The organism is Pseudomonas sp., assembly GCF_048265905.1.
Lineage (GTDB): Bacteria > Pseudomonadota > Gammaproteobacteria > Pseudomonadales > Pseudomonadaceae > Aquipseudomonas.
This window is the reverse complement of sequence record NZ_JBLXAP010000022.1, coordinates 1-17,792: the sequence shown is the minus strand read 5'-3', so window position 1 is coordinate 17,792 and position 17,792 is coordinate 1. Positions and strand designations below refer to the sequence as shown.

The 17,792-nt window shown below is 53.2% G+C and carries 19 protein-coding genes and 1 pseudogene; 12 read left to right on the top strand and 8 right to left on the bottom strand.

The window, feature by feature from the left end; translation table 11 throughout:
- Positions 1–150: 150 nt before the first annotated feature.
- From ACN0UH_RS18885 to ACN0UH_RS18850, 8 genes and pseudogenes are all read left to right on the top strand, one after another.
- Complete coding sequence (locus tag ACN0UH_RS18885) at positions 151–453, top strand: polymorphic toxin type 50 domain-containing protein (protein WP_417663508.1); 303 nt, start codon at positions 151–153, stop codon at positions 451–453.
- The gene (locus tag ACN0UH_RS18880) at positions 450–770 is read left to right on the top strand and encodes a hypothetical protein (protein WP_417663507.1); all 321 of its coding nucleotides are present in this window, start codon (positions 450–452) and stop codon (positions 768–770) included. The genes ACN0UH_RS18885 and ACN0UH_RS18880 overlap by 4 nt, the downstream gene beginning before the upstream one ends.
- Positions 771–1,090: 320 nt before the next feature.
- Positions 1,091–1,249 (top strand): annotated as a pseudogene (locus ACN0UH_RS18875) (IS4 family transposase); the annotation flags it as partial.
- Positions 1,250–1,328: 79 nt separating this feature from the next.
- Positions 1,329–1,523 (top strand): EndoU domain-containing protein, encoded by a 195-nt coding sequence (locus ACN0UH_RS18870; RefSeq protein ID WP_417663506.1) that lies wholly within the window; start codon positions 1,329–1,331, stop codon positions 1,521–1,523.
- A gap of 13 nt (positions 1,524–1,536) precedes the next feature.
- Positions 1,537–1,890 (top strand): hypothetical protein, encoded by a 354-nt coding sequence (locus ACN0UH_RS18865; protein WP_417663505.1) that lies wholly within the window; start codon positions 1,537–1,539, stop codon positions 1,888–1,890.
- A gap of 376 nt (positions 1,891–2,266) precedes the next feature.
- Positions 2,267–2,608 carry a hypothetical protein gene (locus tag ACN0UH_RS18860; RefSeq protein WP_417663504.1) on the top strand — a complete coding sequence of 114 codons (342 nt, stop codon included), beginning with the start codon at positions 2,267–2,269 and terminating at the stop codon, positions 2,606–2,608.
- 856 nt (positions 2,609–3,464) lie between these two features.
- Positions 3,465–4,163 carry a transposase gene (locus ACN0UH_RS18855; RefSeq protein ID WP_417663503.1) on the top strand — a complete coding sequence of 233 codons (699 nt, stop codon included), beginning with the start codon at positions 3,465–3,467 and terminating at the stop codon, positions 4,161–4,163.
- 360 nt (positions 4,164–4,523) lie between these two features.
- The gene (locus ACN0UH_RS18850; protein WP_417663502.1) at positions 4,524–4,850 is read left to right on the top strand and encodes a hypothetical protein; all 327 of its coding nucleotides are present in this window, start codon (positions 4,524–4,526) and stop codon (positions 4,848–4,850) included.
- Between the two features lie 307 nt (positions 4,851–5,157).
- Here the strand turns inward: ACN0UH_RS18850 and ACN0UH_RS18845 are convergent, their stop codons facing one another.
- Genes ACN0UH_RS18845 through ACN0UH_RS18835 form a run of 3 tightly spaced genes read right to left on the bottom strand, consistent with a single transcriptional unit; the run spans position 5,158 to position 8,060 of the window.
- Positions 5,158–5,619, bottom strand: coding sequence for a DUF2214 family protein (locus ACN0UH_RS18845; RefSeq protein WP_417663501.1), 462 nt, complete (start codon positions 5,617–5,619; stop codon positions 5,158–5,160).
- Between the two features lie 49 nt (positions 5,620–5,668).
- Positions 5,669–6,703 carry a diguanylate cyclase domain-containing protein gene (locus ACN0UH_RS18840; RefSeq protein ID WP_417663512.1) on the bottom strand — a complete coding sequence of 345 codons (1,035 nt, stop codon included), beginning with the start codon at positions 6,701–6,703 and terminating at the stop codon, positions 5,669–5,671.
- A complete protein-coding gene (locus tag ACN0UH_RS18835) occupies positions 6,693–8,060 on the bottom strand; it encodes an MATE family efflux transporter (protein ID WP_417663511.1) in 1,368 nt (455 codons plus the stop codon). Before ACN0UH_RS18835 ends, ACN0UH_RS18840 begins: the two co-directional genes overlap by 11 nt.
- A 350-nt stretch (positions 8,061–8,410) precedes the next feature.
- Here ACN0UH_RS18835 and ACN0UH_RS18830 point away from each other — a divergent pair, with 350 nt between their 5' ends.
- From ACN0UH_RS18830 to ACN0UH_RS18820, 3 genes are all read left to right on the top strand, one after another.
- The gene (locus tag ACN0UH_RS18830; protein WP_417663500.1) at positions 8,411–9,175 is read left to right on the top strand and encodes a FadR/GntR family transcriptional regulator; all 765 of its coding nucleotides are present in this window, start codon (positions 8,411–8,413) and stop codon (positions 9,173–9,175) included.
- 38 nt (positions 9,176–9,213) lie between these two features.
- The gene (locus ACN0UH_RS18825) at positions 9,214–10,239 is read left to right on the top strand and encodes a LacI family DNA-binding transcriptional regulator (RefSeq protein ID WP_417663499.1); all 1,026 of its coding nucleotides are present in this window, start codon (positions 9,214–9,216) and stop codon (positions 10,237–10,239) included.
- Between the two features lie 128 nt (positions 10,240–10,367).
- Positions 10,368–11,525, top strand: a complete 1,158-nt coding sequence (locus tag ACN0UH_RS18820) for an L-talarate/galactarate dehydratase (RefSeq protein ID WP_417663498.1) — start codon at positions 10,368–10,370, stop codon at positions 11,523–11,525.
- Here the strand turns inward: ACN0UH_RS18820 and ACN0UH_RS18815 are convergent.
- From ACN0UH_RS18815 to ACN0UH_RS18795, 5 genes are all read right to left on the bottom strand, one after another.
- Positions 11,513–12,430, bottom strand: coding sequence for a LysR substrate-binding domain-containing protein (locus tag ACN0UH_RS18815; RefSeq protein ID WP_417663497.1), 918 nt, complete (start codon positions 12,428–12,430; stop codon positions 11,513–11,515). The two genes, ACN0UH_RS18820 and ACN0UH_RS18815, sit on opposite strands and share 13 nt — an antisense overlap.
- A 250-nt stretch (positions 12,431–12,680) precedes the next feature.
- The gene (locus tag ACN0UH_RS18810; RefSeq protein ID WP_417663496.1) at positions 12,681–14,201 is read right to left on the bottom strand and encodes a tripartite tricarboxylate transporter permease; all 1,521 of its coding nucleotides are present in this window, start codon (positions 14,199–14,201) and stop codon (positions 12,681–12,683) included.
- Positions 14,202–14,212: 11 nt separating this feature from the next.
- Positions 14,213–14,698: a tripartite tricarboxylate transporter TctB family protein gene (locus tag ACN0UH_RS18805; protein ID WP_417663495.1), complete on the bottom strand. Its 486-nt coding sequence runs from the start codon at positions 14,696–14,698 to the stop codon at positions 14,213–14,215.
- A gap of 62 nt (positions 14,699–14,760) precedes the next feature.
- A complete protein-coding gene (locus ACN0UH_RS18800; protein WP_417663494.1) occupies positions 14,761–15,744 on the bottom strand; it encodes a tripartite tricarboxylate transporter substrate binding protein in 984 nt (327 codons plus the stop codon).
- Positions 15,745–15,778: 34 nt separating this feature from the next.
- The gene (locus ACN0UH_RS18795) at positions 15,779–17,170 is read right to left on the bottom strand and encodes an enolase C-terminal domain-like protein (RefSeq protein ID WP_417663493.1); all 1,392 of its coding nucleotides are present in this window, start codon (positions 17,168–17,170) and stop codon (positions 15,779–15,781) included.
- A gap of 395 nt (positions 17,171–17,565) precedes the next feature.
- On the opposite strand from ACN0UH_RS18795, the gene ACN0UH_RS18790 reads away from it, so the two are divergent.
- Positions 17,566–17,792: dihydrodipicolinate synthase family protein (locus ACN0UH_RS18790; RefSeq protein WP_417663492.1), on the top strand; the 227-nt coding region annotated here is incomplete at its 3' end.

Here is a 17,792-nt window from a genome sequence, read left to right as displayed (position 1 = left end):
TGCATGATTCGGGCAGTTTGGTAGTCGCCAAACAAACCAACTTCCGTAAATAGTAAATAGGGGACTAGCGTAAATAGGGGACAGACCACGTTTTTCTAGCTGAGATATTGAATTAAACGTGGTCTGTCCCCTATTGTTCTTTCCGTAAGCATGGGGCAGCAGAATAAGCATGTCGTGGGAACGAATGAGTACAAAACGGCAAGCCAAGTTACCCAGAGAAGCCCATTAGCTTCCGATGTTGACCCCCAATGTCTGGTGAATCAATATGCAGGAACTGGCCAGGCGGCTAATAAGGTACCCTTGGGTCAACCGGGCTCAGTTGAGCGAGTAACAACGAATAAAATAGTAGGGACATATTATGAGGATGGTGTAGCTGTTGGTCCAACAACGAGCTTCACAATTCGATATAGTAAGAGTGGCGTCCATATTATTCCTGCGAGGCCATCAAAATGACAGCGACAGATATTTCTAACCATAAAGACTTGTGGAAGTTGGTGTTTGTAAATCTTGTACTTTCTTTGGCTGGAAGAATTTCCAAGTCAGTAAGAGGTATAACTATTGGGTTCGATGGTGAGACTATCAGATTAGTTGTTTTTTTTGATACCCCTCCATCAGAGTCGGATATAGAAGATATGCGGGATGTTGAGGCGGAGCTTGTATCGCATCATGAATATCAAAGCGATCTCGTGTTTTCTGTTGTTCCGGTGTCGGAAAGTCTGATTGAAAAAGTAGATAATTGGGGGTGGATCTTTCTTCGTCGTGAAGAGTGATTTCGTGTTGGTGCAAAAGGCGTTGGAAGCGGAGCGAAGTTTGCTGACCAAGCCAAGCTTGATGATCACTTTTCACGTCATGGCGGTGACTTTGGCGCGAAAAATACGCTTGAGTATCAAGCGCAAGCTGATAAGTTCTTAACAGCCTCGAGGCCTGCGGGCGTGCTTGAAAAAGCAAGATCTAATGGAGATATCGTAAATAGGGGACAGACCCTGAGGAATCCCCACAAAATTCCCTTTTGCATCAGTTGGATAGCTTGAAAGAGCCTGCATGATTCGGGCAGTTTGGTAGTCGCCAAACAAACCAACTTCCGAGACTCATGCAGGCCGTACGATTTTTACACAAGTCACTTTCTCAAGCACTCTCAACCGTTCACGCTAAACGCCTTACCTCCTTAATGAGTTGTGTCGCATCTTTGCTTCGCGGTCATCGCTTAACGCTGACCAGCCTCGGTAGAAGCTTGCCCGGCAAGGCTTACGTCAAGAGTAAATAGGGGACAGACCACGTTTTTCTAGCTGAGATATTGAATTAAACGTGGTCTGTCCCCTATTGTTCTCTTGCCAAAGACAAACAATGGTGGAGTGTCTACAATGTTCCCCAAATCTTGGACTGCAGATAGGATAAAGGTAGAGGTTGATGCTGCTTTCCAAAATAGGAAGATCACAGGAAATAAATGGACTGGTACTACGCCAAGTGGCGTAAGGGTCGAAGGTTATCTTAGCCCTAAGACAACGGTTTATCCGAAACTATAGGTGTCGGAATTAAATGAAAATTAGATATTTTTGGTCTGGCGAAAGTGATAATAAAGAGCCTGGTTGCCAGTCTGATGTTTTAAGTGGTGATGGCCTAGACCTTTTAGCATGTTTGCTTACCGATCATGGGGGGCAAAAATATGAAAGCTCCATAGCTTGGTTGGATGAAGGCCTATCCAGGGTTAATCAGGTAAGGCGTGGTGCTATTGAATGCTCTGATTGGAGTCGTGATAGCTGGGGTGTTGAACTGAGAAGTGGAATGGCAAGAGTATATTCTCTGTATGATGAGAGTTGCTCTGCAACTATTGCGCTTGATGATTTTGAGAAGGCCCTATTAGATTGGAAGAAATTTATTCAAGCCGATTGAATTTCTGTAAATAGGGGACACCCATTAGCCGGTCCTGCGTCAAGATCCAAAGTCTACCCGCCCTGCTTTTTAACAGCAGGGTGTTTTCCTCGTTAAACCTGAACGTAAATAGGGGACAGACCACGTTTTTAGTCGAAACGGTAATAGCTCAGTCTCTAGTTTACCTTCGACCTGACTATTGATTTACTGTGGCCTCAGACTGTTGCGAATGGAAAAGGAGTTTCCAATGCCACGTCGTAGTAAATAGGGGGCAGACCACGTTTATTAGCAGATATTTCTGAATTAAACGTGGTCTGTCCCCTATTGTTCTCTATATGAACAAAGTGACTGGCGAACTCAATCTGAATATTGACTTTAAAGTTAAGGAGGTGGTGCAGTGAAGGTTACTGCCAAACGCTCTGCGGCGAGTGTTGTTGGATGGTTGGATGGAGGTGAGGTTTTAACGGTTCTTGCTGTGAGTGTTGCACGATTTGAAGGGGTTAATTTTCTCCTGTGGTCTTCTTTGCAAGAGTCAGTGGCTCTCTTTCCCGGGGCAGACTTTGATGTGATAGATAAACGCATGTCGCAGCGCTGGGTATTTAGTCTTGACTCTCAGGGATTCGTATACTTAGCGCCAGATGCATGGCAAGTTGATGGGTTTTGGGAGCGATACCACGATGGAGAGCCTGTTGCAGAACAAGTCTTCATGAAAGAAATGGCCTTGATCTTAAGCGAATAACCAAGCAGATGCAGCGAGTTAATAGGGGGCAGATGAGTGTAAATAGTGTAAATAGGGGACAGACCACGGTTTCTGGTCTGTCCCCTATTGTTTCAGTTATCGAGCGAACGCTCAAGGCGAGTACTCGTCCTTGATCAAGCCGCATTCGCTGTTCAGTAGGCTGGGTGAGGATAGTGAGCAGAGAGCTGCTACTTACCGTGAACTCTTTCGCTATGAGTTAGACCTAGGTTTGGTCGATCAAATCCGCTCAGCTACGAATAGTAATTATGCGCTAGGCAGTCCAAGATTTGCGGCAGAAGTGGCGAATGCTTTGGGGAGGAGAGTGGTTGCAGGGAAGCCCGGCAGGCCGAAACACACTTAGGATTTGGATTAAAACGTGGTCTGTCCCTGAGGAATCCCCACAAATTTACTCCAGTTGGAGAGCCTGGCGGCGCACTTCATCACGCAGCAGTAGTTCCATTTCAGCAAGTACAGAGTTGGAAAAATCACTTTCTGAGCGCCCCAAGTATTCGAGGCCGATTCGCCAGAGCGACAGCACAGTTTTATGCTTAATACTGTTGCTTTGGAAACGACGAGCCTGACCTGTTGTTCGAACTCTTAAATAGGGGACAGACCACGTTTTTTAGTCGAAACGATAATAGCTCTGTCTCTAGTTTACCTTCGACCTGACTATTGATTTACTCTAGCTTCAGACTGTTGCGAATGGAAAAGGAGTTTCCAATGCCACGTCGAGTGTAAATAGGGGACAGACCACGTTTTCAGTCGAAACGGTAATAGCTCTGTCTCTAGTTTACCTTCGACCTGACTATTGATTTACTGTGGCCTCAGACTGTTGCGAATGGAAAAGGAGTTTCCAATGCCACGTCGAGCAAGGTTACTGTTACCCGGAATGGCGCTGCATCTGATTCAAAGGGGAAACAACCGCTCGGTTTGTTTCTATAGCAATGAAGACTATCAATTCTATCTGGAGCACTTGGCAGATCAGGCGCAAAAGCATGGTTGTGCCGTTCATGCTTGGTGCCTGATGACCAATCACGTTCACTTGCTCATAACCCCAAGCACAGTCGAAAGCGTTGGGCGGCTGATGAAGGGGCTTGGTCAGCGTTATGTGCAGTACATCAATCGAACATATCGTCGTAGTGGCACACTCTGGGAAGGCCGTTATCGCTCCTGTTTACTGAACGAGGAAAGCTATGTGCTTGCCTGCTATCGGTATATTGAGATGAATCCGGTTCGAGCGGGCATGGTTGATCATCCTGCCGAGTATAGATGGTCGAGTTATCGAGTGAACGCCCAAGGCGAGTCTTCGTCTTTGATCAAGCCGCATTTGTTGTTCAGTAGGCTGGGTGAGGATAGTGAGCAGAGGGCTAGTGCTTACCGTGAGCTTTTTCGCTATGAGTTGGATCCGGGTTTGGTCGATCAGATCCGCTCAGCTACGAATAGTAATTATGCGCTAGGCAGTCCAAGATTTGCGGCAGAAGTGGCGAATGCTTTGGGGAGGAGGGTGGTTGCCGGGAAGCCTGGTAGGCCGAGACGCACTCAGGGTTTAGATTAAAACGTGGTCTGTCCCCTATTTTCTGTCCCCTATTTTCCGCCCTGATAGAGAGGCAATTTCTAGCATCACCGGGCCTTTGAATATAGGAGGAGAAACGGTGATAACTAGATCACAGGCAACTCAGCTTGAGCAGGCAATGGGGTTGCAACCGGGTTCTATGGCTAGTGGATTCAAGGTACGCCAAGTGGACGGAATTACCGAAATGTCTCCGAATAGCCCTCTGCAAGGAAATGAATACTTTCAAGGTGCAGGTCAACATCTTCCAGGAGGCGGCCCAGAGATGGTTGTCGAATCAATTCCGACGGTTGATTCAGCGAAAGTGAAAACCATTACTACGGTGATAGTGAAATGAGTTCTGTTATGAAAGCCTTTGTTTCGGAAGGAGCATTATCGGAAATAGTAGTAAAAGTCATAGATGATAGTCTGATTGAACTACTCGGAGAGTTAGGGTTCGTCGCTGTGTCAGGCAAGGAACAGAAAACACTATCATTAATGGCTCCCGATCAAACTTTTAAGATAAAGATATTCGAAAAATTACGAGATGAGGGGGTTTGCTTTTCCGCTGGCCCGGATTGGTGTCCAGCCGACGTGTTTGAATTTTTAAGAGATCAAAATATGCTGGCTGGAGTTTATCGAAAAGTAATATGGTGCGGACCTGAAAATCTAAAAATAATCGAAAATTGTTAGCTATTAATATTTAAAGTTCAGTTGGTGCAAAAGGTGGCGTTAAATAGCGTAAATAGGGGACAGACCACGTTTTTAGTCGAAACGGTAATAGCTCTGTCTCTAGTTTACCTTCGACCTGACGATTGATTTACTCTAGCCTCAGGAGCAATAGGGGGACAGACCACGGTTTCTAGCTGAAACAGTAGTCGGTCTAATATTGATTTACTCTAGCCACGGACTGCTAAGAGTGGAGCAGGAACTTCCAGCGCCTCGTCGAGCAGTGTGCTGCTCCTCAACGGCTTCGCTCATACTTGGACCCGCATAAGCCTTAGCCTGAACTCATCACCCCAAAGCCGCGCGCCATGAACGTGGCGAACAGGGGGATAGCCAGCAGCAGCAACAATTCCACGCGAATCGTCATGGTCACCAGGAATTTTTCCCGACGGCTGATGACCGGCGGTTGCCCTGCGTTCAATGAGTTACGCCAGTTGAGGTAGACGTAAGTCGGGTATACCGAGAGCAACCCAACCAGGATAAACAGCCCGACCTTCGTGTGGAACAGGCTGTTGGAAAGGTAGTACTGCCAGCCTTTGCCATACCAAATGACCCGGACTAAACCTGTAAGCAGGACCAGGCCTGCGCAGATACCATAGGCAATGTCAGTGAAAATCAGGCGTCGTGCGCGTGCTACGTCCAGTTCTTTACCGAACGTCACATGCTCAATGCTGAGCAGCGCGAACAAGCCAAAAATCGATAGGTAATGCAGGTAAGCCGCAATTGCTTCGCCCATGTGGTCTTCTCTGTGATTGTTCGTTGAATGATTAACAAAGGGTTCCCAGTTATAGCGGTGCGGCAATCTCAACCCGATTGCGGCCATTATTCTTGGCTCGGTAGAGCGCGCGGTCGGCACGCTTCATCGCATCATGTCCGGTTTCGCTGTTGCCAATCAGGGCGCAGCCGATGCTGACGGTCAGTGGCAGCTCGGTTTGCTCAAGGCTGAAGTCGCTGCCGCCGATTTTGCTACGGATGCGCTCAGCTATTTGCGCCAGCTCATGTTCGTCATTTACTTGGGCCAGTACGACGAACTCTTCACCGCCGTTACGCGTGACGATGTCATGTGGACGTACTGCAGATGAGATCCTGCGTGCGGATTGCCACAGCACTTGATCACCGGCGGCATGGCCGTGGGTGTCATTGACCTGCTTGAAGCGGTCGAGATCACAAAACAATACGCCCAGATAACCTCCGCGATCGAGCGCTGCACTGTGTTCGAGTTCAAGAAAGTGTTCCAAGCCTGCGCGATTCCACAACTGGGTGAGTTGATCGAGCATGGCTTTGCGTTGTTCACGGCTTAAGGCGGCGCGTAACTGTTCCGTCTGATGACTGACGCGGCGCAGTTTTAGATAACCTTCGGCCAGCGTCGCCATGTCTTTGAATAGTTGCATCTCGCTGGGGCTGAGCTTTTTCGGCTGCGAATCAATCAAGCAGAGGGTGCCCAGTGCCTGGCCCTCCTCGGAGAACAGCGGCTGGCCTGCATAGAAGCGGACGTAGGGATTGCCGGTGACCAGTTCGTTGTCGCGAAAGCGTGGGTCACTATGGGCATCGTTGACTACAAACATTTCTGCGCTTTTGATCGCTTGATCGCAGAAGGAGATGCTGCGCGGGGTCTCTGCGACATCTAAGCCAATACGTGATTTGAACCATTGGCGGTCACGGTCTATCAGGCTAACCAACACCGTTTGTACCGAGAATAGTTCACGCACTATTCGCACAATCGTGTCCAAATATGGATCGGCTGGTGTGTCCAGCAGTTCTTGGTCGTCGAGGATAGCTTGTCGGTGCATTTCGCGTTCGGGCAACTTGCTACTTAGCATCATGGGTCTTTGTCTCGTCCGTATTCCACCAACTGTTGTGCCGGTTCATATAGTAAGCATAGGCGCCAAGGCTGATCCCGCGTATTGCCATGAAGCATAAAAACGCCATCCACAAGCCGTGATTGCCGAACCCCTGTAGCAACCAACCCAACGGCAAGCTTACGCCGACAGCAATAAGCATAGCGTTACGCATTTCTCGGGCCCGTGTGGCGCCGATAAACAGCCCGTCGAGCAAGTAACTCCAGACCGCAAGCAGCGGAAGTAGTGCCAGATAAGGCAAATAGCTGTGGGCGGTTTCACGTACTGACGGAATATTAGTCTGCAGTTGAATAAACCAGTCACCTGCCAGCCAGAAAAATAACGCAAATAACAGGCTTGCGGCTAATGACCAACCGGTTGCCACGATCAAGCTGCGACGTAGGGCATTGCGATCCTTTGCGCCTAGCGCATGGCCACAAAGTGCTTCGACTGCATGGGCGAGGCCGTCCAGAGCATGGGCGGTGAGCAGCAGGCCGTTTAACAGCAGGGCATTGGCGGCAACGGTTGCATCACCCAAGCGCGTGCCTTGCACCGTGACCAGGAAAAACACCAGTTGCAAGCCAAGGGTGCGGATAAAAATATCGCGGTTGACTGCCAGCAGTGGTCGCCAGCTTAACCAGCGGCGTAAAGCCAGCCAATTCACCGAGCCACTGTAGGGGCGCAACGCTTTGCGCGCGAGCCACAAGCCGAGCAGGGCGCCAGTCCACTCCGCTATGACGGAAGCCCATGCCGCGCCGCTAACTCCCCACTCCAGGCCAAGGACCAAAAACAGGTCGAGCCCGACGTTCAATATATTCGTGGTTAATAGGATCGCCAGTGGACCGCGCGCGTTCTGGGTGCCAAGTAGCCAGCCAATCAAGGTATAGGTCGCAAGGGCAGCAGGCAGGCCAAACAGGCGGATCTGGAAATAGTCGCGGGCCAGTTGATTAAGCTCGGCCGAGGGCTGCATTAAACTCAGGGCCAACTCGCTAAAGGGTACTGCCAGCATAATCAGCATTACAGCCAACGCACCGGCGAGTAATAAGCCCTGACACAGTACCTGACGCAGGGCTCCGCCATCCTCGCGGCCTGCAGCTTGCGCGGCAAAACCGGTGGTGCCCATGCGCAGAAAGCCCATGGCCCAAGTCAGCAAGGTATATAAAGTACCGCCAACGGCTACGGCAGCCAATTGGTACGCATGGGGTAGATGACCGACTACGGCGCTGTCGACCAAGGCGACCATCGGCACAGAGACATTCGACAAGATCATCGGTGCAGCCAGTGCCCACACGCGCTTATGAGTTGGGCTATGACGCCATGCTTCGGTTAAATACTGGATCAATTTGGCTGTGCCTGAGTGCAAATCAAGCAAGCATGGCAGGCTGCAACAGAAAGATAAATGTTACTGAGGTGACGAGGGCTGGCATCTGGTCCAAACGCTGGCTTATCGCCTAGCGTAAGGCTGTGCAGACGCCTGGTTATCGTAAAGGCCGGAACCGATACGCTAGCGAAGCTTTTATTTGCCCGCGCATGACGTGGCGTTGGGCTGCTGATCAGACCTGGTGCGCTTGCACCAGACTTTTGGCTAGCGTCAGAATTAAGCATTGCAACTGACTTGCCATCATTGCGCTGTTGTCATACAACTATTGGGTTATGATGTATACATATTGACCATAGGCCTGAAGATTCATGCTCAATCAAAACAACCCACAGCTTCCACGTCGTAAGCACAGAAGCCTTGCTCAAGAGCTTGTCGCCGAGCTTTCGCAGCGCATTCGCGATGGTGAAATCAAGCGTGGTGAGAAGCTGCCAACTGAGTCAGCGATCATGGCTGCACAGGGGGTGAGTCGCACGGTTGTTCGCGAGGCGCTTTCGCGGTTGCAAGCCTCGGGTCTGGTTGAGACGCGTCACGGCATTGGTACATTTGTCATCGATGTTCCTACCTCTAACGGTTTTCGGATTGACCCTGCCACCATCGTCACTTTGCGCGATGTGCTGAATATCCTTGAGTTGCGCATCAGTCTTGAAGTTGAGTCTGCCGGTTTGGCTGCGCAACGTCGCAGTCCTGCTCAGCTACAGGCAATGCGTGCAGCCTTGGATGCATTGAAAGACAGCGTGGCTCATGCCAGTGATGCAGTCGCCTCTGACTTCCAGTTTCACGTGGCGATTTCCGAGGCAACGGGTAACCGCTACTTCACAGACATCATGAGCCACATGGGCACCAATATCATTCCGCGTACGCGGGTGAACTCGGCGACCTTGGCCCATGACGATAAAGGCTTGTACATGGCTCGCCTTGAGCGTGAGCATGAGCAGATATTCGAAGCTATCGAGCGTCAGGATGCGGAAGCAGCACGAGCAGCCATGCGTTTACACCTGACCAATAGCCGCGAGCGCTTGCGTCAGGCCCACGAGCAAGCTGAAAGCGAAGCGCTGCAACCCGCTGCGCCATAAACAACCCAGCCACCAAGTTGCCTGATCATGGGGGCTGGATGAGTCGTAAACCCGCAAATCTTGCTCCTGGCAGCACTCCCACCTTGATTGATGTCGCGCGGGTCGCTGGTGTTTCGCCAATTACTGTATCCCGTGCGCTGGGGCGCCCTGAAGTGGTTGCCGATAAGACGCGCCGACGTGTGCTTGATGCTGTGCGCGCTACTGGTTATGTACCCAATCTTGCCGCAGGCGCATTGGCGTCGAGCCGCAGCCGCTTGGTGGCGATCATGTTGCCGACCATCGCCAATTCAATTTTCTCTGACACTGTACAAGCGCTCACCGAGCGGCTGGCGCAGGCGGGTTATCAAACCTTGCTTGGTCTGACTGGCTACGCGCCAGAACAAGAAGAGGCGTTGCTCAGCGCATTGTTGGGGCGCCGTCCAGACGGTATCGTCCTGACCGGCACCGAGCACACGCTGGAAAGCCGCCAACGTCTGGCCCGGGTCGGGATTCCGCTGGTTGAGGCTTGGGACCTTTGCGATCACCCGCTGGACATGTTGGTGGGCTTTTCCCATGAAGCCGTTGGACGCGCAGTGGCGGCTTACTTGCTGAACAAAGGTTACCGGCGCGTCTCCGTCATCACCCTCGACGACCCGCGCGGTATCAGGCGCAGCGATAGCTTGGCTCAAGCGCTTGCTGAACATGGAGTAGCTGCGGTGGCGGTTGAACGGTTGCCTGCACCGGCAACGCTGGCCACCGGCCGGGAAGGGCTGAGTCGTCTATTGGCCAAGCATAAGGCGGGCGATGTGGTGGTTTGTAGTTCCGACACCATTGCTCAGGGTGTGTTGGCGGAGGCGGCCAGCCGGCAAATAACAGTGCCTGCACAACTGGCGGTGATGGGCTTTGGTGACTTATCCAGCGCGGCGCACATGCATCCGCCTCTCTCAACCGTACGCGTCGATGGCCTGCGCATCGGCCGGTCGATTGCCGAAGCATTGCTGGAGCGTTTTGCTGATCCATCTTTAGCGCGCACGCCGTTGCGTTTAGATACTGGCTTCGAAGTGATTGAGCGGAGCACCACTTAATTTTTTTTGGCTGTTGAATGATTGCGCAATCATTTTAGAATCAAAGGGGCTGTGTTTTTTCATGCCCTGTGATTTGGCTTCACGACTGAGTCACGGGCGCTATTTGATTCGTCAACGTGGAGACTCCAATGAACCAACAGCCCGCTATGACTTGCGCCGATGATGACCGTATTGCCTGGCTCCGTTTGCGCTCCGTGGCTTTGCCGCTGGCCAACCCGATCAGTGATGCCAAAGTTCTGACCGGCCGACAAAAGCCAATGACTGAAATTGCCATTCTGATTGCCGAAATTGAGACTCGTGACGGGCATCAAGGCATGGGCTTCAGCTACTCCAAGCGCGCCGGTGGGCCTGGCCAGTTTGCTCACGCCGTGGAAATCGCACCGAACCTGATCGGGGAGAATCCCAGCGATATCGCCAAGCTCTGGGACAAGCTGTGTTGGGCCGGTGCATCCGTGGGGCGTAGCGGTCTGGCAACTCAGGCCATTGGTGCATTTGATGTTGCGCTCTGGGACCTCAAAGCCCGCCGCTCGGGCCTGTCGCTGGCGCGCTTGCTTGGCGCTCAGCGGGACTCGGTGCGCTGCTACAACACTTCTGGCGGCTTTCTGCATACACCGCTGGAGCAGTTGCTGAAGAACACGGATATCTCCCGCGAGCAGGGCATTGGCGGAATCAAACTTAAAGTCGGCCAGCCTGATTCCGCGCTTGATTTGCACCGGGTCGCCTCAGTGCGTAAGCATCTTGGTGATTCCTTCCCGTTAATGGTTGATGCCAATCAGCAGTGGGACCGGCCGACGGCTCGGCGTATGTGTCGTCGTCTGGAGGACTTCCAGTTGGTGTGGATCGAGGAGCCGCTGGATTGCTACGACGCTGAGGGGCACGCCGATCTGGTGCGTCAGTTCGATACCCCAATCGCCACCGGTGAAATGCTCACCAGCCCTGCCGAGCACTGGGAGTTTATTCGTCAACGCGCTGCAGACTACCTGATGCCCGATGCGCCGCGTGTTGGCGGTATTACCCCGTACATACGGGTGCAGACATTGGCTGAGCAGGCGGGTATGACGCTGGCACCGCACTTCGCCATGGAGTTGCATGTGCATTTGGCTGCAACCCATACGCGCGAGCCTTGGGTTGAGCACTTCGAATGGCTGGAGCCGCTGTTCGAGGAGCGCCTGGAAACACGTGACGGTCGCATGCTGGTGCCGACTCGTCCGGGTCTGGGTTTGACGCTAAGCGGGCAAGTAGCAGGTTGGACTGTTCAGCAGGCCGAGGTCGGTCAGCGCCCTTGATCGGGTTCGTTGAGGACATGGCTTTCCAGCTTCGCGGCATTAAGCAGGGCTTGCCTGACCGCCGCGCAAGCTGGGTTGTCGTCGTCCTCGCGCCAGGCCAGATGCAGGGTGCTGTGCATGCCATCCGGTAATTCGATGGGGCGAAAGCACAGGTTATCCTGACGCAAACGTGAGGCGCCCAAGGGCACCAGCGCAAGCCCCATGCCCGAGTTGACCAGGGTCAGAATGGTCAGGGTTGAGCTGAGTTCCTGCACCACCTTAGGCTGAATACCGTGGGTGCGGATCAAGCCATTGATCAATTCATTGAACGGCTGCCAGGACGACAGGATAAACGGTTGGGCATCGAGGTCTTTGACTCGAATCAACGCTTGTCCGGCCAGTGGATGCTGGCGAGGCACGGCGAGCACGAACGGCTCCTGCAACAGGTTCACGCTGGTAATGCCTGGCTGTGTCACCGGCGTTCGTACAATAGCAAGATCAATGCGCCTTTCGCGCAACGCCTCGGTTTGCTCGAAGCTGGTCATCTCCTGCAGCTTTACCTCTATGTCCGGCAAACGTTCGCGTAAATCGTTGAGCGCCCGCGGTAGCAATCCATGAACCGCATTGGCGACGAAATTCAACGCCACCGAACCGATATCGCCAGCAGCAATTCTGCGTGCTCTTTGCGTGGCCTGTTCGGCTCGTTCAAGCAAACTGCTGGCCTCAATCAGGAAGGCGCGCCCCGCGGCTGTAAGGCTGACTGAACGGGTGCTGCGCTTGAACAAGCTGACGCCAAGCTGATGCTCCAACAGTCGGATCTGTCGACTCAACGGCGGCTGGGTCATGTTCAGTCGTTCGGCTGCTCGGCGGAAGTTGAGTTCCGTGGCAACCATGGTGAAGCAGCGAAGTTGGGCGAGTTCGAACATTGATTCAATTCAGGTATCAATGGAATGGTTAATTAGAATAGACGTTGTTAATCCATGCCGTCATTCTTCTTGTTGAGAATCCGCACAACGAGATGTCGCGATGCGCTTTGACATGTATGCACAAGACTCAATCGCCCGAGTTCGGCTGCGTTCATGCAACGTGTTTCAGGCTCTTGCCAAGTCTTGTATCCAGGATCAGCCAATAAAAAAGGCCAGCTACAGGAGCTGGCCTTTCGAGGTCACACGCCCATCAGGTGCGGATGATTTCGTTGATAACGCTTTTCTTCGGGCGAATGGCGCTGACCAACTGCCAGACCACAAACGCCAACGCCAATCCCAGGAACGTTGCCGAAATCGGATTGGTGAGGAAGGTGCCGAAGTTGCCATCGGACATCATCAAGCCACGGCGCAGATTGGTTTCCGCCATCGGGCCAAGAATGAAACCGATGATAAACGGCGCTGGTGGAATGCCCGCTTTGACGAAGGCATAGCCCAGCACGCCAAACAGCAGGATCGACCAAACGTCGAACAGACGGCTGCTAAGGCCGAATGCACCGACGACGCACAGCACCAGGATGATCGGCAGCAAGATGTGCTTGGGGATGTCCAGCAGCTTGATAAAGATGCGCAAGCCGTAGAATTCCATGAACAGCATCAGGAAGGTCGATACCAGCAAGGCGGCGAAGATGGTGTAAACCAGCGGGCCTTGAGTGATGAACAGCAGTGGACCGGGCTGGATGCCGTGAATCAAAAAGCCACCGAGCAAAATCGCAGTCACTGTGTCACCTGGAATGCCCAGGGTCATCAGGGGCAGCATGGCGCCGCCGATACCGGCATTGTTGGCGGTTTCACTGGCAACCACGCCGCCCATGTTGCCTTTACCGTAGCTGTCTGGATCTTTGGCGCGTTTCTTCGAAATGATGTAGGCCAACAGGTTCGAGGTGCCAGCGCCGATGCCCGGTAAAATCCCGACACCCAGGCCGATCAAGCCAGAGCGCGTGGCGTTGGGGATCTGCTCGCGGAACTCGCGCATCGAGAAGCCGAAGCCCTTGATGTTTTTCATGCTGACCGACGCAGCCTTGGCCTCTGTGGGCCGGCGTCCGCGCTCAGCCACCTTGATGATCTCGGCAACCGCAAACATACCGATCATTACCGTGAGCATGGCGAAGCCGCCATTGAGTTCGGCGAAATCGAAGGTGAAGCGGCGAATCGCTTCAACCGGGGCAATCCCCACGGTGGAAACGGCAAAGCCCAATGCACCGGCGAACAAACCCTTGACCATCGAGCCAGCGGAGAGCGTGGCAATCAAGGTCAGCGAGAACACGGCAATGGAGAAATATTCTTGCGGACCAAAGCGCAAGGCGACTTTAGCCAGCTGCGGGGCCAGGAACATCAGCGCGATGATGCTGAAGATGGTGCCCAGGAACGAGAAGACAATACCGACACCCAGCGCTTTGACGCCTTCGCCTTTCTCCATCATCGGACCGCCGTCGAACACCGTGGCGATAGAGGAGGGGGTTCCGGGGATCTTCAGCAAAATGGCTGAGATCAAGCCACCGGATGTGGCACCGATAAACAACGCCACCAGCAAGGACAAGCCAGCGTGCGGGCCCATGGTAAAAGTCAGTGGCAGGCACAGTGCAACAGCCATTGTTGCCGACAGCCCAGGCACTGCACCGAAGACGATACCTACGGCCACGCCGATGCACATCAGCAACATGATATGGATTGAAAAAACAGCACCGAAGCCTTGCTGCAATAAGTCGAGCATGGTCGATTCTCCTAGAAGCCAAACAGGCCGGATGGCAGCATCAGGTCGAAGGCCTCATGGAACAGCGTGTAAACCACTGCTGAGGTAATCAGCGCAATCAGCACGTAAACCACATGGTTGACCTTTTGGTTGACAGGGGTGAGCACGATGAACTGCAGGTACAGGTAAACCGTGGTCATGATCGGGAAACCGACTGTTTTCAACAGGGCGACGTAAGCGACGATCAAGGCCAGGGTTTTGACCACTGCTTTAAAGTCCGGTGCTTCGCCTGTAACCTCGTCAGCGGTGCTTGGCCCTTGCTCGGTTTGTGGCATTTTGCATGCCGCAAGCAGTTGCATTGCGCCCAAGATGCACAGCAGTGTTGCCAACAGATAAGGGGCGAAACTTGCGTCGATACCACTATGCTGAGGCAACTGTGCGGTCATCAGCATGTAGCCAATACCCACAGCCAGCATGCAGCCGGCAATTGCAAACTCTCTCTTCTTGTTTGTAGCCATCATAAACCTCTGGTGATGGTCGCTTGGCGCGGGCCGGTCAGCAGACCGGCCCGACCTTTACATCATTTGGACTGGCGCAGAGCGTCCTTGTACTGCATGAAGTCTTCGCGGGTCTTTTTCAGGGTTGCGATGGCTTCTTCAGTGTTGAAATAGGCGACTGGCTGTTTGAAGGATTTTTTCAGTTCTTCAGCATACTGAGGATTCTCAGTGATCTGCTTCATGATGTCGGCCATCTTTTTCACGATTGCCGGATCAGTACCTTTTGGAAAGGCAACTACATAAGGCTTGTCGATAGTGAAGTCGACGCCTTGCTCCTTGAAGGTCTTAACGTCGCCCAGCAGCGGGTTACGCTCGGCGTTTGGTTGGCCCAGTGCAACCATTTGGCCGCCTTTGATGTAGTCCTGTACCGAACCGTAGCTGATCGCGCCCAAGTCCATACGGCCGCCCAGCAAGGAAACCACTTTCTCGGACACAGTGCCTGCGTCGATCATTTTCAACTTCACACCCGCCAACTGCTCAAACATCAGGCCCTGGATGTGCGAGAAGCTGCCGATTTCAGTGCCGTAGGCGATGGTGTTTGGGTTGGCCTTGGCTTTTTCGATCAGGTCCTTGAGGCTTTTTACGCCTGCTTGTTCACTGGCAACGAAGATTGCGCCTTTATCTACGCCAGCGATGCAGGAGACATCAAAGGCGTCGTAGCTGTCTTTAGACAGGCCCGCGACTTCGTTGACGATCAACTGGCCGGTGTGGGTGAACAGGATGGTGTTGCCATCTGCCGCGGCGCCTTTGACCTGCTCGGCAGCCAGAGTGCCGCCGCCACCAGCGACGTTGGTCACGACCATGTTTTTGCCAGTAATTTCGCTGAAGTACTTGGCCATCATGCGGGCGTTGAAATCGGTATCACCGCCTGGGTTAGCGATTACCACCACTTGCACCGGACGTGTTGGCCAGCTGGCTGCGTCTGCTGCCAAAACACTTGTTGGGCTGCTTAAGACGCCCATGGCGATCATTGCAGACATTAGGGAGGCACGGATTGTTTTTTTCATTGGAATTCTCCGGGTGGTTGTAAATAGGCGCGCCTTAGCGGGTGCGACCTAAGCTTGGACGTTTCGGGTCGTACTGCCAGCCCGCTACGAGGTACTGCATGGCCATGGCATCGTCACGCGCGCCAGTGGCGACACGCTTATAGAGTTCATGGGCGCTGTTTATACGGTCCAGATCAGGTTCGATACCCAAGCCCGGACGTTGTGGAACCTGAACCTTGCCGCCGATGATCTGCAGCGGTTCGCGGGTCAGGCGTTCCTGGCCTTCCTGCCAGATCCAGTGAGTGTCGATAGCCGTGATGCGTCCAGGTACTGCGGCGGCAACATGGGTAAACATGGCCAGCGAGATATCGAAGTGGTTATTGGAATGCGAGCCCCAGGTCAGGCCGAATTCGGCACAGACCTGGCCGAGGCGTACAGCGCCTTGCATGGTCCAGAAGTGCGGGTCAGCCAACGGAATATCCACCGCTTCCAGGCGCAATGAGTGACCCATTTGGCGCCAGTCGGTGGCGATCATATTGGTCGCAGTGGCGATGCCGGTTGCGCGCTTGAATTCAGCCATGACTTCACGGCCTGAGTAACCATTCTCCGGGCCGCAAGGGTCTTCGGCATACGCCAGGAGATGGTTTTGGCCTTTGCACAGGGCAATGGCGTCATCCAGCGACCAGGCGCCATTCGGGTCAAGGGTGACGCGGGCCTGTGGGAAACGTGACTTGATCGCGGCGACTGCAGCCATTTCTTCGCTGCCGTGCATAACGCCACCTTTAAGTTTGAAGTCGCTAAAACCGTAACGGGCGGCAGCGGACTCAGCCTGATCAGCAATGGCTTGCGGGCTCATCGCAACACTGTGACGCGTCTTGTACCAATCAGCGCCCGTGCCTTTTACATAGGGCAGATCGGTTTGATTGCTGTCGCCGATATAAAACAGATAGGCCAGCATCGGCACACTGTCGCGTTGCTGGCCTGCGCCTAGCAATTCAGCGACTGGAACGTTGAGGTACTGGCCGAGCAAGTCGAGGAGGGCGGCTTCAACTGCGGTGATTACGTTATCCAGGCGCAGATTGATTTCGTGAGGCTGGCGCAGAACGGCGGCTTCAGCCTCCGATGTCACTTGGTGGGCAATGGTCTGTGGCCCGTCAGACTTGCCGGAAAGGGCGTGCTGCAGGCTGCGCAGTATACGGTTGTAGGCGCCGATTGGCTGACCTTCAACCAAGGGGCGAATACGTTCCAGCGCTTGGCGAATGCCTTCTCCGCCTGGCACTTCACCAATGCCCATGTTGCCTGCGTTGTCCTTGAGTAACACCAGATTGCGGGTGAAGTAGGGGGCGTGAGCACCGCAAAGATTGAGCAACATGCTGTCTTGGCCGGCGACCGGGATCACCTGCATGCTGGCTACGGTTGGGGTCTGGTGCATTCCTGGCTGGCTCATTACAGCGTATTCCATGGGCTGAAGAGCGCTTGGAATGAGGCGTTCAGGTGACCCCGTAATGAGGGTGTGTCCTGAGTATGCTTAGGAATCACAGGCATAGAAGGATTCTCGTATTTGTTTTTATTGATGTGGTTATGTGTTGTCGTACCACGTGGCAAATTTGTACCAATCACTGGCACAACTGTCAACGATGTTGTGTGCTGAAATGATGCAAGGTAGTACATGACTGCATTTTTTTGAGGCGGTAATGCCCATTCTAGATGGGTTTTTTCGATTATTTCCACGATGTTGGGCTTTGGTCTAATCAAAATAAGTATTCTTTTTTATAGTTGTACGATAACGTATCACTTGGCTAAGGCTGACAAACATACTCAACCGTCCAGGGTGTTCAAACAATGAATCCACAAGAACTGAAGTCCATCCTCTCTTCCGGTCTGCTGTCTTTCCCGGTGACCGACTTCGATGCTGCCGGTAATTTCCGTGCCGATACTTATGCCCGCCGTCTTGAATGGCTGTCGCCATACGGCGCCACTGCACTGTTTGCTGCTGGTGGTACTGGCGAGTTCTTCTCGCTGGCGCCAGATGAATATTCATCTGTGATCAAAACGGCGGTCGATAGTTG